At 44.0% G+C, this 16,533-nt stretch carries 8 protein-coding genes; 6 read left to right on the top strand and 2 right to left on the bottom strand.

Features of this window, described 5'->3' with window-relative positions; all coding sequences use genetic code 11:
• Positions 1 to 56: 56 nt before the first annotated feature.
• Positions 57 to 1,613, bottom strand: a complete 1,557-nt coding sequence (locus tag DW862_RS00160; protein ID WP_118419219.1) for a sulfatase — start codon at positions 1,611 to 1,613, stop codon at positions 57 to 59.
• Positions 1,614 to 1,828: 215 nt separating this feature from the next.
• Positions 1,829 to 3,202, bottom strand: a complete 1,374-nt coding sequence (locus DW862_RS00155; protein ID WP_004304936.1) for a sigma-54 dependent transcriptional regulator — start codon at positions 3,200 to 3,202, stop codon at positions 1,829 to 1,831.
• Positions 3,203 to 3,289: 87 nt separating this feature from the next.
• Between DW862_RS00155 and DW862_RS00150 the strand changes: the two genes are divergently transcribed.
• From DW862_RS00150 to DW862_RS00125, 6 genes are all read left to right on the top strand, one after another.
• Positions 3,290 to 4,129 (top strand): peptidylprolyl isomerase, encoded by an 840-nt coding sequence (locus tag DW862_RS00150; protein ID WP_008645252.1) that lies wholly within the window; start codon positions 3,290 to 3,292, stop codon positions 4,127 to 4,129.
• A 5-nt stretch (positions 4,130 to 4,134) separates the two neighbouring features.
• On the top strand, positions 4,135 to 5,373 hold the full coding sequence (locus tag DW862_RS00145) for a pitrilysin family protein (RefSeq protein ID WP_120067062.1): 1,239 nt from the start codon (positions 4,135 to 4,137) through the stop codon (positions 5,371 to 5,373).
• A gap of 85 nt (positions 5,374 to 5,458) precedes the next feature.
• On the top strand, positions 5,459 to 6,817 hold the full coding sequence (locus DW862_RS00140) for an MATE family efflux transporter (protein WP_004313043.1): 1,359 nt from the start codon (positions 5,459 to 5,461) through the stop codon (positions 6,815 to 6,817).
• Positions 6,818 to 6,851: 34 nt separating this feature from the next.
• Positions 6,852 to 9,170: an ATP-binding protein gene (locus DW862_RS00135; RefSeq protein WP_117809425.1), complete on the top strand. Its 2,319-nt coding sequence runs from the start codon at positions 6,852 to 6,854 to the stop codon at positions 9,168 to 9,170.
• A 114-nt stretch (positions 9,171 to 9,284) separates the two neighbouring features.
• Complete coding sequence (locus DW862_RS00130) at positions 9,285 to 13,796, top strand: translocation/assembly module TamB domain-containing protein (RefSeq protein ID WP_165861860.1); 4,512 nt, start codon at positions 9,285 to 9,287, stop codon at positions 13,794 to 13,796.
• A gap of 2 nt (positions 13,797 to 13,798) precedes the next feature.
• Positions 13,799 to 16,141 carry a BamA/TamA family outer membrane protein gene (locus DW862_RS00125; RefSeq protein WP_009040283.1) on the top strand — a complete coding sequence of 781 codons (2,343 nt, stop codon included), beginning with the start codon at positions 13,799 to 13,801 and terminating at the stop codon, positions 16,139 to 16,141.
• Positions 16,142 to 16,533 lie beyond the last annotated feature (392 nt).

Below are 16,533 nucleotides of genomic sequence, written 5' to 3'. Positions count from 1 at the left end.
GGAGTGTGGAATTATTCCACACTCCCCGCCACAGTTCTTTTATTTAGGTAATCTATTTACTTAATTTCATCCGGCCAGGGACAAGGTTTACCTGTCGCTTTGAAAGTCGGTCGTTGTGCATCTACTTTTCTTAGAAAGTTGCCCAGCTCTTTAGAAAGTTTCTTCACGATGTCCGGATGCTGTGCACTAAGGTCGTTGCTTTCTCCTATATCATCAGGTATGTTGAATAACTCTTTCTTTCCTGTTCCATAGTAATAAATCAATTTCCAGTCACCGTTTCGAACGGCACAATTAAAGTTGATTCCGGGACCGTCATTTCCCCAGTTGTTAGGCATATTCCAGAAAAGACTCCGACCCTTAGCTGGGTTGCCTGTCTGTTTCAGCAGAGGGATGAAACTGATACCGTCTATCGGTTGAACTGTCTGGTAGTTCTTGACACCTGCCATTTCAAGAATAGTAGGGTAGAAGTCTTCTATCAACAAGTAGTTGTTGCATTTGCTTCCCGGAGCTACTACTCCCGGCCAGCTGATAATCATCGGTTCGCGGATACCGCCTTCATAAGTAGAACCTTTACCACTGTTCAATGGATAATTCTGTGTATGCAGCTTGCCGTCACGCCATCCGGATTCGGATGCAAGTCCTCCGTTATCACTCATAAAAATGATAATAGTGTTGTTGGCTTCTCCATTCTTTTCCAGCCAGTTCATTAAATCACCTAAACTTTTATCCATTCCTTCAATCAGTGTGGCATAAGCAGCTTCATGGTCTGTCATTCCTTTTTTCTTGTACTTCTCATAGAAGCGCATATCTTTGTTCAAAGGAATGTGGATGGCATATTGCGACATATACAAATAGAAAGGCTGATTATACTTTTTCGCTTTATCCAGTGCTTTAATGGCTTCCAACGTCAATGCTTCAGTTACAAAGGTTTCCGTTCCCCAATATTTCTCTAATCCGGGAACAGACATCAGTGATACCGCTTTCCCATCTTTGGTATGTCCGTAGTTCTCTTCTCCCAGGTAACTGGCAAGTCCACCGGCCGCATGTCCGGCAATATTTACCTCGAATCCCCAATGATGCGGATCTTCCCCTGGAGTATCTATCGCTCCGAAATGGGCTTTTCCACAATGTATAGTATGATAACCGCTGTTCTTTAGCAGTTGCACGAAGGAGGTTCCTACGAAAGTATGATTAGTGCCGGACACTTGACTTACTCCATTGTAATTCCAGTCAGGGACTGCCAGAATGCTATCTTTACGGTCTGTCATTGTATTCTTTTGCAGCGTCCAGTTAGTTACTCGGTGACGTGCGGCGTTTGTTCCGGTGATGAGGCTGCACCGGGTAGGAGAACTGATACTGTTGGCATACGCTTGAGTAAACATCATTCCCTGTTTGGCTAACCGCTCCATATTGGGAGTCTCGTACAATTCGTTATAGTGTGTTTTCTGTGTCCAGAATGGGAGTGAAGTATCCTGCCATCCCATATCGTCTACCATAAAGAGAATGATATTCGGACGTTTGTCCGCGTGTTCTATTTGCATATTGCTTTGTGCTTGCAGATTGGTTGCAGCGAGTGGCACAAATGCAAGGGGTAATAATGTTTTTTTATTCATGGGGGTCATTTTATTCTATGGAATATGCATTAAAATTAATAATATCTGGTAATGCGATAGATTCGGTTAAAGATAAGTTCGAGCACTACAAAAAGGAATCATTTCTCACCGTGATGAGAATAAATACTCATAATAGTGAGAATCTTTTCTCATTGCATTGAGAAAATTTTCTCATAGGCATGAGAACACTTGAGAAAATGCAAGAATGTAACTTGTTACAAATCAATATTGTATAATTTCAATTTATTATATAAAGTCTTTCGATCAATATTCAGTAATTGCGCTGCTTTACTCTTATTGTTTCCTGTTTGGCGTAGCGCCTCCAAAATATGCTCTTTTTCAGTCTCTTCATTGCGTAATGCAATGCTCGTATTGCTGGATGCAGGAGTTTCTAAAAGCTCGGTCCCCAATTCCAATAAAGTAATGAAACTGCTTTGTGCCAATAAAGTTGCTCTTTTGACGATGTTCTTCATTTGGCGCAAATTTCCCGGCCAATGATAATTCATTAAAGCTTGCGATGCTTTTGCATCGAAACCAATCAGGTGTTTATCCAGTTCCTTGTTTGCCTGATCGAGGAAGAAATTGGCAAAGAGCAGAATATCTTCTTTCCGTTCTTTCAGATCGGGCATACGGAGGGTAAATTCATTGATACGATGATAAAGGTCTTCACGGAAAGTACCTTTTTCAATGGCTTGTTCCAGATTCTCATTGGTGGCAGATACCAGACGAATATCTACCGATATCTCCTGTGTAGAACCTACCGGACGTATTTTTCTCTCTTGCAAGGCACGAAGCAGTTGTATCTGCACTTCATAACTAAGGTTTCCGATCTCATCCAGAAAGATAGTACCACCGTTGGCTGCAACGAAAGCACCCGTTTTATCTGTCAGAGCACCTGTAAACGAACCTTTCACATGACCGAAAAATTCGGAAGCAGCCAGTTCTTTGGGGATAGAACCACAATCTACGGCAATAAACGGTTTATCGTTTCGTTTGCTAAGTTGATGAATACGGTGCGCCACATACTCTTTTCCTGTTCCGCTGGAACCGTTGATAAGTACGGACATATTGGTCGGAGCTACCAGACCTACATAATTGTAGAGTTGTTTGGCTGCATCACTTTCTCCTTCCAGATAAGCACGATGATTTTCTGTTGAATCTTTAGATGAAGTAGAAGCACCTTTTTTAGAAGAAGATTTAGCAACGTTATGAGTAGCAGGACTCTTTTCAGACTGTAGACATTCAGAAATTTTCTTCAGTAATTCTTCCGGATTTACCGGTTTGGCTATATAATCACGTGCTCCCAGTTTCATTGCCTGTACGGCGGATTGTATATCCGCATAGCCAGTCATGATGATTAAAGGAATGTCCATGCCTTGTTCATTCATCCATTTCAGCAGATCGATACCTTCGTGGTCGGGTAGTCGCAGGTCTGATAAAATCAGATCGACGTTTTGGCTTTCGATATGTTTTCGGGCGCGGGCAATATTACTCACTGATGATACTTCAAAGCCCTTTTTGCCTAGCCAGGTTTTTAGCATCATTCCAAAAGTGATATCATCTTCAACGATCAATATGGAGCTCATCATGTCAGGTTTTGATTCTTTTAAGTCACAAAGGTAAGAGGATTTAGGCGAAAGTGGTATATTTGCAAACTTAAATTAAATAAAAGTGTTATGAAAAAGATTCTATTGATAATATTAACCATATCGTTTTGCGGACTTACTGCCTGCAAAACCGGAACAAAAAAAGGAGGAGACATGGATAAAGAAACGTTGGTAAAGATTGAAACAACTTTAGGAGACATTGAGGTGAAACTGTACAATGAGACACCGAAACATCGTGATAATTTTATCAAACTGGTGAAGGACGGAGTTTATGAAGGTACACTGTTTCACCGTGTTATCAAAGATTTTATGATTCAGGCCGGTGATCCGGACTCAAAAAATGCGCCGAAAGGAAAAATGCTGGGTACCGGAGACGTAGGTTATACCGTTCCCGCTGAATTTGTATATCCTAAATATTTCCATAAGAAAGGTGCCCTGTCCGCTGCCCGCCAGGGGGATAACGTGAACCCGAAGAAAGAATCTTCCGGTTGCCAGTTCTATATCGTGACAGGTAAAGTGTTTAACGACTCTACTCTGCTGGGAATGGAAAGCCAGATGAATGAGAATAAGATAAATGTTATTTTCAATACATTGGCACAGAAACACATGAAGGAAATCTATAAGATGCGGAAAGCAAACGATGAAAACGGTCTTTATGATTTGCAGGAAAAACTGTTTGCACAGGCACAGGAGATGGCTGCCAAAGAACCGGAATTCCATTTTACTCCGGAACAGATTGAAGCCTACACCACGGTGGGTGGTACTCCGCATTTGGATGGCGAATATACCGTGTTTGGCGAAGTGGTGAAAGGAATGGACATTGTGGATAAGATCCAGCAGGTGAAAACAGACCGCAGCGACCGTCCCGAAGAAGATGTAAAGATAACAAAGGTGACAATACTTGACTGAATCGTATGAAAATCAACAGGCATATTCTTGATAATGGGTTACGTCTGGTACATTCGCAGGACGAGAGTACGCAGATGGTTGCCCTTAATATATTATATAATGTGGGAGCTCGCGACGAAGATCCCGAGCATACCGGCTTTGCCCATCTGTTCGAACACCTGATGTTCGGAGGGTCGGTGAATATTCCCGATTATGACATGCCGCTTCAATTGGCGGGTGGAGAGAATAATGCCTGGACGAATAATGATATAACCAATTACTACCTCACTGTACCTCGTCAGAATGTAGAAACCGGCTTTTGGCTGGAATCCGACCGGATGTTGAGTCTTGACTTTAGCGAACGGAGCCTGGAGGTACAGCGGGGAGTGGTCATGGAAGAGTTCAAGCAGCGTTGTTTGAACCAGCCTTATGGAGATGTCGGACATCTTTTGCGCCCTTTGGCTTATCGAACGCATCCTTATCAATGGCCTACGATCGGAAAAGAGTTGTCGCATATTGCCAATGCTACGCTGGAAGAAGTAAAGGCATTCTTTTTCCGTTTTTATGCTCCTAATAATGCAATATTGGCTGTGACCGGCAATATCTCTTTCGAAGAGGCAGTTGCTTTGACGGAAAAATGGTTCGCTTCTATTCCTCGTCGGGAAGTTCCTTTGCGGAACCTGCCACAAGAACAGGAACAGACAGAAGAACGGCGGTTGACGGTAGAGAGAAATGTGCCTCTCGATGCTTTGTTTATGGCCTATCACATGCCCGACCATCGGCATCCGGATTATTATGCATTTGATATCCTGTCGGATGTGTTGAGCAACGGACGTTCCAGCCGGTTGAACCAGCGTTTGGTACAACAGAAACAATTATTTTCGAGTATAGATGCTTATATTTCCGGCAGTGTAGATGCGGGGTTATTCCATATTAGTGGTAAACCTTCGGCAGGTGTCACCCTGGAACAGGCGGAAGCGGCAGTGCGGGAAGAACTGGAACTGTTGCAGCAAGAATTGGTTGACGAACAGGAACTGGAAAAAGTGAAGAACAAATTTGAGTCCACCCAGATATTCGGCAACATCAATTATTTGAATGTGGCAACCAACCTGGCTTGGTACGAATTGCTTGGCCGGGCGGAGGACATGGAAAAAGAGGTCGATCGTTATCGGTCTGTCACGGCTGAACAATTGCGGGCGGTAGCTCAATCTGCTTTCCGTAAGGAGAACGGAGTAATACTATATTATAAGAAACAACAAAATTAAATTCTCCCTTTTTTATAATTTATCAGTGAAAGGGGAAAGTCCCTTTGCCTGAAAATGGAGATACGTTTAGGTAACGGAAAAGTAAATGAGACATATTTATAGTACATATAAAGAGCATTATAAAGCACTAATTTTTCTCGGACTACCGATTGTGATCGGGCAAATAGGAGTGATCGTTCTCGGATTTGCGGATACGTTAATGATCGGACATCATAGTACGATTGAGCTGGGAGCAGCTTCCTTCGTAAATAATGTGTTTAATCTGGCGATTATTTTCAGTACAGGGTTTTCGTATGGACTGACTCCCATTGTAGGAGGGCTGTATGGGACTCATCAGTATGCTCCTGCCGGACAGGCATTGCGCAACAGCTTGTTGGCAAATCTGATGGTTGCATTGCTGCTGACTATATGTATGACTGTTCTTTATCTGAATATCGAGCATCTCGGACAGCCGGAAGAATTGATTCCTCTGATTAAACCGTATTACCTTGTTTTGCTTGCTTCATTAGTGTTTGTCATGCTTTTCAATGGATTCAAGCAATTCACAGACGGAATAACGGATACCCAAACCGCCATGTGGATATTGCTTGGAGGAAATGTCTTGAATATCATAGGAAACTATATCCTGATTTACGGTAAACTCGGATTGCCCGAATTAGGTTTGTTGGGAGCAGGTATTAGTACGTTGTTTTCGCGTATTGTGATGGTGATTGTATTTATAATCATCTTTATGCGTAGTCCGCGTTTCGTCCGTTATAAGATTGGCTTTTTCCGTTTGGGATGGTCACGTGCAGTATTTGGACGCTTGAATGGACTAGGATGGCCGATTGCTTTCCAGATGGGAATGGAGACAGCCTCCTTTAGTTTGAGTGCTATCATGATCGGTTGGCTAGGTACGATCGCTTTGGCTTCTCATCAGGTGATGTTGGCTATTTCGCAGTTTACCTTTATGATGTATTACGGTATGGGGGCTGCTGTTGCTGTTCGTGTCAGCAATTTCAAAGGCCAGAATGACATCGTCAATGTACGCCGTTCAGCCTATGCCGGTTTTCATCTGATGATGACATTGGGTGTCGTGCTTTCCTTGATTGTCTTCCTTTGCCGGAATTACTTGGGAAGCTGGTTTACCGACAGCCAGGAAGTGGTTGCTATGGTGACATCTTTAATTTTTCCTTTCCTTGTCTATCAGTTTGGCGACGGGCTTCAAATCACTTTCGCCAATGCTTTGCGTGGAATTTCAGATGTAAAACTAATGATGGTTATCGCCTTTATCGCCTATTTCGTTATTTCGCTTCCCGTAGGATATTTCTGCGGCTTTGTAATGGGATGGGGGATAGTAGGTGTCTGGATGGCATTTCCTTTTGGTCTGACGAGTGCGGGACTAATGCTCTGGTGGCGTTTCCACTACATGACAAAACTCCCCGAACCCCACCCCAAAACCTAATACTTAATACTTAATACTTAAAACTTTTATCCCAATGGCTTCCTTCCGTTTTACAAAGTTGAAAATAACCGCCGGTTACACTTTGTTACTGGCGATCCTCCTTTTCTCGCTGGTGTTTGTACATCGTGAGATGGAAGCATTGTCGGCAGCCGACGATCAGCAGAACTTAAGAACTGATAGTCTATTGACCCTTCTCCACGAGAAAGATCAAAACACGATTCAGATGTTGCGGGTGTTAAGTGAAGCAAACGACAGCCTTCTCTCTGCTTCGGAGATTGAAGAAATCATTTCCGAACAAGATTCTGTCATTACCCAGCAACGGGTACAACATCGGGTCATTACCAAGCGTGACTCGTTAATAACTACTCCTAAAAAGAAGGGATTCTTCAAACGGCTCGCCGAAGTGTTTTCCCCTTCTAAACAAGACAGTGCCGTATTAGTTAATACATCGCTGGAAGTAGCCACTGATACCATTCTTCAACCGACTACTTCTAAAGATTCTCTTCAGCAGAAAATCCGCATGGCTACCGAAGAAAAACGGTTGCAACGGAAGAAAACCATCCGGCGTACCAGTACGAAGTACCAGCGGATGAATACACAGTTGACGGCACGAATGGATAGTCTGATTAAACAATATGAGGAAGAAATGACCCTGCGTGCCCGTCAGGATGCCGAGCTTCAGCAGGAGGTAAGAATGCGGTCGGCGCGTATCATCGGCGGTATCGCGGTTGGTGCCGTACTATTATCTGCTTTTTTCCTGATATTGATTATGCGGGATATCTCTCGCAGCAACCGTTATCGTCAGCAATTGGAGGTGGCGAATAAACGCGCGGAAGATTTGCTTGTTGCCCGTGAGAAATTAATGCTGGCCATTACCCATGACTTTAAGGCGCCGCTGGGGTCAATCATGGGATATACCGAACTTCTGTCCCGGCTGACAGAAGATGAACGGCAACGGTTCTACCTCGACAATATGAAAAGCTCTTCGGAACATTTGTTGAAACTAGTCAGTGACTTGCTCGATTTCCATCGGCTCGATCTCAATAAAGCGGAAGTGAACCGTGTAACCTTTAACCCTTCCCAGCTGTTCGACGAAATTTATGTCAGTTTCGAACCTTTGACCGCTGCCAAAGGTTTAGCCTTGCAATGTCACGTCGCCCCGGAACTGAACGGAAGATATATCAGTGATCCTTTGCGACTCCGGCAAATAGTGAACAACCTTTTGTCTAATGCCGTAAAGTTTACTCAAAAAGGAGAGATTAGCCTGACAGCCGGTTATGATTCTTCTAAGTTAACCATTGCTATCGCCGATACAGGAAAAGGAATGGCATCAGAAGATCGTGAACGTATCTTTCAGGAGTTTACACGTCTTTCCGGTGCGCAGGGAGAGGAAGGTTTCGGACTCGGACTCTCTATTGTGAAGAAACTGGTAACCTTGCTTGAAGGAACCATTGACGTGCAAAGCACATTAGGAAAAGGAAGCTGTTTTACTGTAACTCTGCCTCTTTATCCGGTAGGTAAATCCATTGCGGAAAGTGAATCTCCCGAAAGCGAAAATGTGGATATAACAGAGGAGTCGGCCGCGATTCCTCCGATGAAAGTCATCCGTGTTCTTTTGATCGATGACGATAAGATTCAGTTGAATCTGACTGCTGCCATGTTGAAACAACATGGTATCGATGCGGTATGTTGTGAACAGCTGGAGCAGTTGATCGAACAGCTTCGCTCTTCCGTCTTCGATGTATTGCTGACAGATATACAAATGCCTGCTATTAACGGTTTTGATTTGGTAAAATTATTGCGGGCTTCTAATATACCACAAGCAAAAACAATCCCCGTCATTGCTGTGACCGCCCGTAGCGAAATGGATAAGGCAGCTTTACATGAACATGGCTTTGCCGGTTGTCTGCATAAACCGTTTACAGTAAAAGAATTATTGATGACGGTAAATGAAGGGCAACTCTCCGCTGATGAAGCGCATATCACAGAAGATATGGCAACAGCCGGAATAAATTTCTCTGCACTTACTGCTTATTCTGAAGACGATCCGGAAGCAGCATCCTCCATTATTCAGACTTTTATTGAAGAAACAGGTAAGAATATCGAACGGATGCAACAAGCGCTGAACGATAAAGAGGTGGACGGGATAGCTGCTATGGCGCATAAGCTCCTCCCTCTCTTTACAATGATTGGAGCGGATGAAACCATAACTCCATTAAAATGGCTGGAAGCTTGTCGTGGAGAAAAATTCTCGGAAAAAATAGAAGAAACAACACTTAATATATTAGAGGCTGTCCATAAAATAATAAGTGAGGCAGAGCGCTATTTGATAGTGATGAAAAATACCCGATAAGCTATTTTCTTCTACTCCTTGGCTAGTATCTGTATCTTTCTTACTATTAGCCAAACCTTTTTTCAAAATAATTTGTTTACTTTGTGTCACCTTATTTACACTGACACATTTTACATGAAACGAAAATGGATACGCTGGGTAAGCTGGATACTGCTTACTCCTATAATACTCTTTGTAATACTAATGGTATTGCTTTATGTTCCTCCCGTTCAGAATCTTTTGCGTCGGGAGGTTACTGCATACGCCTCTAAGGCAACCGGTATGCAGATTCAGGTGGAACGGATAGACCTTCGTTTCCCGCTTAATCTGTTGGTTCGTGGCGTAGAGGTTATTCAACAGCCGGATACTCTTTTGTCTTTGGAAAGCCTGAATGTCCGTGTGCAGGCATGGCCGTTAATAAAAGGAAAAGTCGAAGTGGATGAAGTCACTTTGAGCCGGGTAGCCGTTAATTCAGCCAATTTGATGGAAGGAATGAAGATTAAAGGCGTTTTAGGACGTTTCTTCCTGCAAAGCCATGGTGTTGACTTGTCCAATGAAATAGCGATTATCAATCAGGCCGAACTGTCTGATACCCATGTGCAGTTGCTGATGAATGATACTACCACCACTCCTAAAGATACCACAGCCTCTGCTCCTGTAAACTGGAAAGTGGATCTTCATCAGTTGAAATTAAAGAATGTATCATTCAGTATGCAACTTCCTGTTGATTCCATGCGGATGGCAGCTCATATCGGGGAGGCTGCTATTGATGATGCACAGGCTGATTTGAAAAATCAGTTTTATGGTTTGAAGAAGTTTCTGTTGTCGGGAACTTCCGCCAGTTATGATACAGGAACTGCGCAACCAATAGAAGGTTTTGATGCTTCCCATATTGCCGTTCGTGATGTTCGCATCGCTTTGGATTCCCTGTTGTATAAAGGCAGGGACATGAATGCGGTCATTCGTGAGTTTACAATGAATGAACGTTCCGGATTAAGTGTTGTTTCACTGACAGGTAGAGCATACTCTAACGATTCAATCATTAGTGTTCCCGGTTTAAAACTAAAAACCCCTCATTCTGAAATCGATTTATCTGCCCATACTTATTGGGAACTTGTCAACATCCCGACTACAGGACGTTTGTCCGCCAATCTCAATGCCTATATCGGCAAAGAAGATGTTATGTTATTTGCAGGAGGATTGCCTGATAGCTTTAAAGAAGCCTATCCATTTCGTCCGCTTGTCATTCGTGCCGGTACGGACGGTAACTTGAAACAAATGCAGATTTCCCGTTTTACGGTAGACTTGCCGGGTGCTTTTGCTTTAGAAGGCGGCGGTATGATAGAAAACCTGGCTGACAGCCTGACTCGTACCGGAACCATTGGGCTGAAAATGACAACTCAAAATTTGAACTTCCTGACCGCTCTGTCAGGAGAGGCTCCCAATGGTACGATTGTAGTCCCTGACAGCATGAATCTGGTGGCGAAAGTTGATATCAAAGGTCCTGAATACAAAGCAGGCCTCCGTCTGAAAGAGGGGAAAGGAGCTATGGACGTGAATGCAGCATTAAATACATCTACCGAAGTTTACAAAGCTGATCTGAAGATAGACAATCTGCAACTCCATAACTTCCTTCCGAAAGATTCTATCTACGAACTGTCTCTTTCGGCTGCGGCTAATGGTCGTGGACTGGATGTCATGTCTTATCATTCTTTTGCCAAACTGAATCTTTCATTAGATCAGCTTCATTATGCAAAATATCATCTCTCCAATCTTAATTTGACAGGAGACCTTAAAGGCGCACTGGTCACCGCACATCTGACAAGTGACAATGCTTTATTGAAAATGACAACCGATGCGGAATATAATTTGGCGCACAGTTATCCTGATGGTAAGATAACGGTTAATGTCACTCAACTGGATTTACATGAATTAGGAATCATGCCACAGCCAATGAAGCGTCCGCTTACTTTTAATTTAGCTGCCGAAGCTCGTCGGGATTTAGTCTCGGCACATTTCGTTTCCGGAGATATGAAACTCGACTTGAACGCACGTTCCGGCGTTAATCCTTTAATTCGCCAATCTACTCACTTTGTGGATGTATTGATGAAGCAGATTGATGAGAAAGCATTGAATCACGCTGAACTGCGTAAGGCGTTACCGACGGCAGTTTTCTCTTTCTCTGCAGGACAAGAAAACCCTTTGGCATATTTTCTGGCTACTAAAAAGATAGCTTACCATGATGCTTCTGTGAAATTCGGAGCAGCTCCTAATTGGGGAATTAATGGAAAAGCCGCTATTCATGCTTTGAAAGTAGACACCTTGCAACTGGACACGATTTTCTTTACAGTCAAACAAGATACCACACTCATGAAATTGCGTGCCGGTGTTATTAACGGACCGAAGAATCCGCAATTCTCCTTCTCTACTACACTGACAGGAGAGATTCGTGACCGGGATGCGGAACTGCTGGTAGATTTTAAGAATGGAAAAGGAGAAACGGGCGTACTGCTCGGTGTCAATGCGCGTCCTTTGTTTGAAGGGCAAGGAAAAGGCGATGGATTAGCTTTCACATTAATCCCGGAAGAACCGATTATCGCCTTCCAGAAATTCCATTTTAATGAGAATCACAACTGGATTTATGTGCATAAGAATATGCGTGTATACGCTAATGTAGATATGTGGGATGATGAAGGAATGGGATTCCGTGTACATTCGGTGCGGGGGGACACTGTTTCTTTACAGAATATTGATGTCGAAATCCGAAGAATCAGTTTAGCCGAATTGAGCAAAGTACTGCCTTACTTCCCGGAAATAACCGGTTTATTCTCTGCGGAAGCACACTACGTGCAGACTGAAAAAGATCTTCAACTCTCGGTTGAATCATCTATTGACGAGCTGACTTATGAACGTCAACGAATTGGTGATGTGACATTAGGAGCTACCTGGTTGCCGGGTGAACAAGGAAAACAATATCTTAACGCTTATCTGAATCATGACAATGTGGAAGTGATGGTGGCAGATGGCAAATTGGTTCCAACCCGGACAGGAAAAGATAGTTTGGAAGTAAATGCTACTCTGGAACACTTCCCACTCCGTGTAGCGAACGTATTCATTCCCGATCAGATGGTTACATTAGCCGGTGATATGGATGGTAATCTGAACATTACCGGTAGCACCGAACAACCTTTGATTAATGGCGAACTGATATTGGATAGTGTTACTGTCCTTTCCCGGCAGTATGGTGCTAACTTCCGGTTCGATAACCGCCCGGTGCAGATAAAGAATAATCGTTTGGAATTTGATAAGTTCGCTATTTATACAACAGGAAAGAATCCATTTACGATTGACGGATCTGTTGATTTCAGAGATATGTCCCGGCCGATGGCAAATCTGAATCTGCTGGCGCAGAACTATACGCTTCTGGATGCCAAACGTACCCGTGAAAGTCTGGTTTACGGAAAAGTATATGCTGATTTCCGGGCAACGGTGAAAGGGCCGTTAGACGGATTGAATATGCGTGGAAACATGAGTTTGCTGGGCAATACAGATGTTTCTTATATATTGACCGATTCACCGTTGACTGTGCAGGACCGTTTGGGAAGTTTGGTAACCTTTACTTCATTTAGTGACACCACGACGGTTGTTCAGCAAGAAGTTCCGACCGTTTCTTTAGGCGGGCTGGATATGGTGATGATGGTGCACATCGATCCGTCCGTTCGTTTGAAAGTCGATTTGGACGCAAGCAATGACAATCGTGTTGAATTGGAGGGAGGAGGTGATCTCTCAATGAAATACACTCCGCAAGGAGATCTGACATTGACCGGACGCTATACGTTGAGCGGCGGTTTGATGAAATATGCTTTGCCTGTCATCGCTGCCAAAGAATTTGCTATCGACAACGGCAGCTATGTGGAATGGACGGGAAATCCTATGGACCCGATGCTGAACTTCAAAGCAACCGACCGTATCCGTGCTTCTGTCTCCGAAGGAGAGAATGGCGGAACACGTATGGTTAATTTCGATGTGTCCATCGTCGTCAAGAACCGACTGGATAATCTGTCTTTCGCCTTTGACGTATCTGCCCCCGAAGACGCAACCATACAAAATGAATTGACGGCTATGGGAGCGGAAGAGAGAGGTAAACAGGCTCTATATATCATGGTTATGAAAACCTACCTTGGCACCGGACCGATTGGTGGCGGAGGTGGTGGACTGGGTAAACTGAATATGGGTTCTGCATTGAACTCCGTATTAAGTAGCCAAATCAACTCATTGATGGGGAACCTGAAAAATGCCAGTGTTTCTGTCGGTATCGAAGACCACGATCTGTCGGATACGGGTGGTAAGCGTACGGATTACAGTTTCCGTTATTCACAACGTCTCTTCAATAACCGTTTCCAGATTGTAATCGGAGGTAAAGTTTCTACGGGTGAGAATGCGACCAATGACGCAGAATCTTTCATCGATAACATCTCTCTGGAATATCGTTTGGATAGAACCGGAACCCGTTATGTCCGTCTGTTCTACGATAAAAATTACGAAAGTGTACTCGAAGGCGAGATTACGGAAACCGGAGTCGGTTTGGTACTTCGCAAGAAGCTGGATAAACTTAGCGAACTGTTCATCTTTAAGAAAAAGAAGTAAACATGAAAGGTATATATAGTAACATATTAATAAGTTGCCTGATGGGTATCATCTTATTCTCGGGTTGTTCGGTGACAAAGCATCTGCCCGAAGGGGAGGTACTTTATACAGGAGGAAAAACTGTCATACAGAATAAGTCGACAACACCGGTAGGAGGGACGGCTCTGACAGAGATTGAGGCGGCCCTTGATAAAACTCCCAGTACGAAGATGTTGGGAGGGCTTCTGCCTATTCCTTTTAAGATGTGGATGTACAATGACTTTGTGAAATATAAAAAAGGATTTGGAAAGTGGATGTTCAACCGTCTGGCTGCTAACCCTCCGGTATTTATTTCCACTGTCAATCCGGAGGTCCGCATCAAGGTGGCTACAAACTTGCTCCGTGATTATGGTTACTTCAATGGGAAAGTGACTTATGAAACATTGGTCGATAAGAAAGACAGCCTGAAAGCAAGTATCCTGTATACGGTAGACATGAAGAATCCTTATTTTATAGATACGGTCTATTATCAGCGTTTCACTCCCCAAACGTTGCGCATTATGGAACGGGGACGTCGAATGTCTTATATAAGTCCCGGCGAGCAGTTTAACGTGGTCGATCTGGATGAAGAGCGTACCCGTATCAGTACGCTGTTGCGTAACCGGGGATATTTTTACTTCCGTCCCGATTATATGACTTATCAGGCAGATACGACATTGGTTCCCGGTGGACATATCAGCCTTCGTCTGATTCCCGTTCCGGGATTACCCGCTGCGGCACAACGTCCTTACTATGTAGGAGATGCTTCTGTTTACCTGTTTGGCAAGAATGGTGAGGCGCCCAATGACAGCATGATGTATAAGAATCTGAATATACATTATTATAAGAAATTGCAGGTACGTCCGAATATGCTTTATCGTTGGTTGAACTATCAACAGTTTGTGCGGAATGCACAGATGCGGGCTTCCAATCGCACTCGTCTTTACAGTCAGTATCGACAGGAGCAGGTGCAGGAGAAACTTAGCCAGTTGGGAATCTTCAGTTATCTGGATTTACAATATGCTCCGAAAGATACGACAGCCGTTTGTGATACGCTGAACGTAACCATGCAGGCCACGTTTGCTAAGCCGCTGGACGCCGAACTGGAATTGAATGTCGTAACCAAAAGTAACGACCAAACCGGTCCCGGGGCATCATTCGGCGTCACCCGGAACAATGTATTCGGAGGTGGCGAAAGCTGGAACGTGAAGCTGAAAGGCTCTTATGAATGGCAAACCGGCGGAGGAGAAAAAAGCTCTTTAATGAACAGCTGGGAGATGGGAGTTTCTACCTCTCTGACTTTCCCGCGCGTGGTTTTCCCGCATTGGGGGAAAAGGGAGTTTGACTTCCCGGCTACCACTACATTCCGTTTATACATCGACCAGTTGAACCGTGCCAGGTATTATAAACTGTTGTCATTCGGCGGAAATGCTACCTACGATTTCCAACCGACACGTACAAGCCGTCATAGTATTACCCCTTTCAAACTGACATTCAACGTCCTTCAACACCAATCGGAAGAATTCAGGGAAATTGCCGATGCTAATCCTGCATTATATATCAGTTTGAAAGACCAGTTTATTCCTGCTATGGAATATACCTATACCTATGATAATGCTTCCGCACGCGGTATTAAAAATCCGATTTGGTGGCAATCGACTGTAACCTCTGCCGGTAACCTGACCTCGGTGATTTACCGTGCTTTCGGTCAGTCTTTCAGCAAAGAGGACAAACGTTTGCTGAACGTCCCTTTCGCGCAGTTTGTGAAACTGAATACGGAATTCCGCCATTTGTGGAATATGGACAAGAATAATAAGATTGCTTCCCGTGTAGCTTTGGGTGCTCTCTTCGCCTACGGTAATGCAACGATAGCCCCTTACAGCGAACAATTCTATGTGGGTGGTGCCAACAGCATCCGCGCTTTTACGGTACGTAGCATCGGCCCGGGCGGATACCATCCGGCAGAAAGCCGCTACTCTTACCTCGACCAGACGGGTACTTTCCGTTTTGAGGCAAATGTAGAATATCGTTTCCGTATCTTTAAGAGCATTTGGGGAGCCACTTTCCTGGATGCAGGAAACGTCTGGTTGATGCGCAAGGATGAGGCCCGTCCCAATTCACAACTCGAACTGAAAACGTTCCCGAAACAGATCGCTTTGGGCACCGGTGTCGGTATTCGTTATGATATGGATATTCTTGTGTTCCGTCTTGATTTCGGTATTCCTTTGCATCTGCCTTACGATACAGAACGAAGCGGATATTACAATGTCACAGGATCCTTTATGAAGAATCTGGGAATACATTTTGCTATCGGTTATCCCTTCTAACGTTCTTTCTTTGTCTTGAAACAAAGAAAGAACCAAAGAAAATTCAAGGCTGCGTTTTTCCGGCTACTCCGGTGTTCTCTCCGGCTAAAGGGCAGAAACTCGCTTCGCTCAAACAGTCTGCCCTTTTTAACGCTGGAGAAAACGCCTGCGCTTAACGCCGGAAAAACGAGGCCGATCCCCTTTCGGCGTGTTTGCTGCATAGGTTAATGAATTACCGGATTTCTAGATTTGTCATTGATGTACTTTTGATTCTGCATAGGTTTACATGCCGAAAGGTTTTCCGACCTACTTTTTTCTCCGTTAAGCGAACACCCGTAACGAAGTGTTAAAAGGGCAGATTGTTTGAGCGAAGCGAGTTTCTGCCCTTTAGCGTAGTGAAGGGTGTGAGTAGG

The organism is Bacteroides sp. AM37-9 (assembly GCF_003603455.1).
In the GTDB taxonomy this organism is placed as follows: Bacteria; Bacteroidota; Bacteroidia; order Bacteroidales; family Bacteroidaceae; genus Bacteroides; species Bacteroides xylanisolvens.
Note: the sequence above shows the minus strand (reverse complement) of the source record. Positions and strands in the feature narration are given on the sequence as shown.

Coding starts and splice junctions, on each gene's coding strand:
- DW862_RS00160 (WP_118419219.1), bottom strand. CDS start 1,613: ATGAATAAAAAAACATTATTACCCCTTGCATTTGTGCCACTCGCTGCA.
- DW862_RS00140 (WP_004313043.1), top strand. CDS start 5,459: ATGAGACATATTTATAGTACATATAAAGAGCATTATAAAGCACTAATT.
- DW862_RS00145 (WP_120067062.1), top strand. CDS start 4,135: ATGAAAATCAACAGGCATATTCTTGATAATGGGTTACGTCTGGTACAT.
- DW862_RS00150 (WP_008645252.1), top strand. CDS start 3,290: ATGAAAAAGATTCTATTGATAATATTAACCATATCGTTTTGCGGACTT.
- DW862_RS00130 (WP_165861860.1), top strand. CDS start 9,285: ATGAAACGAAAATGGATACGCTGGGTAAGCTGGATACTGCTTACTCCT.
- DW862_RS00135 (WP_117809425.1), top strand. CDS start 6,852: ATGGCTTCCTTCCGTTTTACAAAGTTGAAAATAACCGCCGGTTACACT.
- DW862_RS00155 (WP_004304936.1), bottom strand. CDS start 3,202: ATGATGAGCTCCATATTGATCGTTGAAGATGATATCACTTTTGGAATG.
- DW862_RS00125 (WP_009040283.1), top strand. CDS start 13,799: ATGAAAGGTATATATAGTAACATATTAATAAGTTGCCTGATGGGTATC.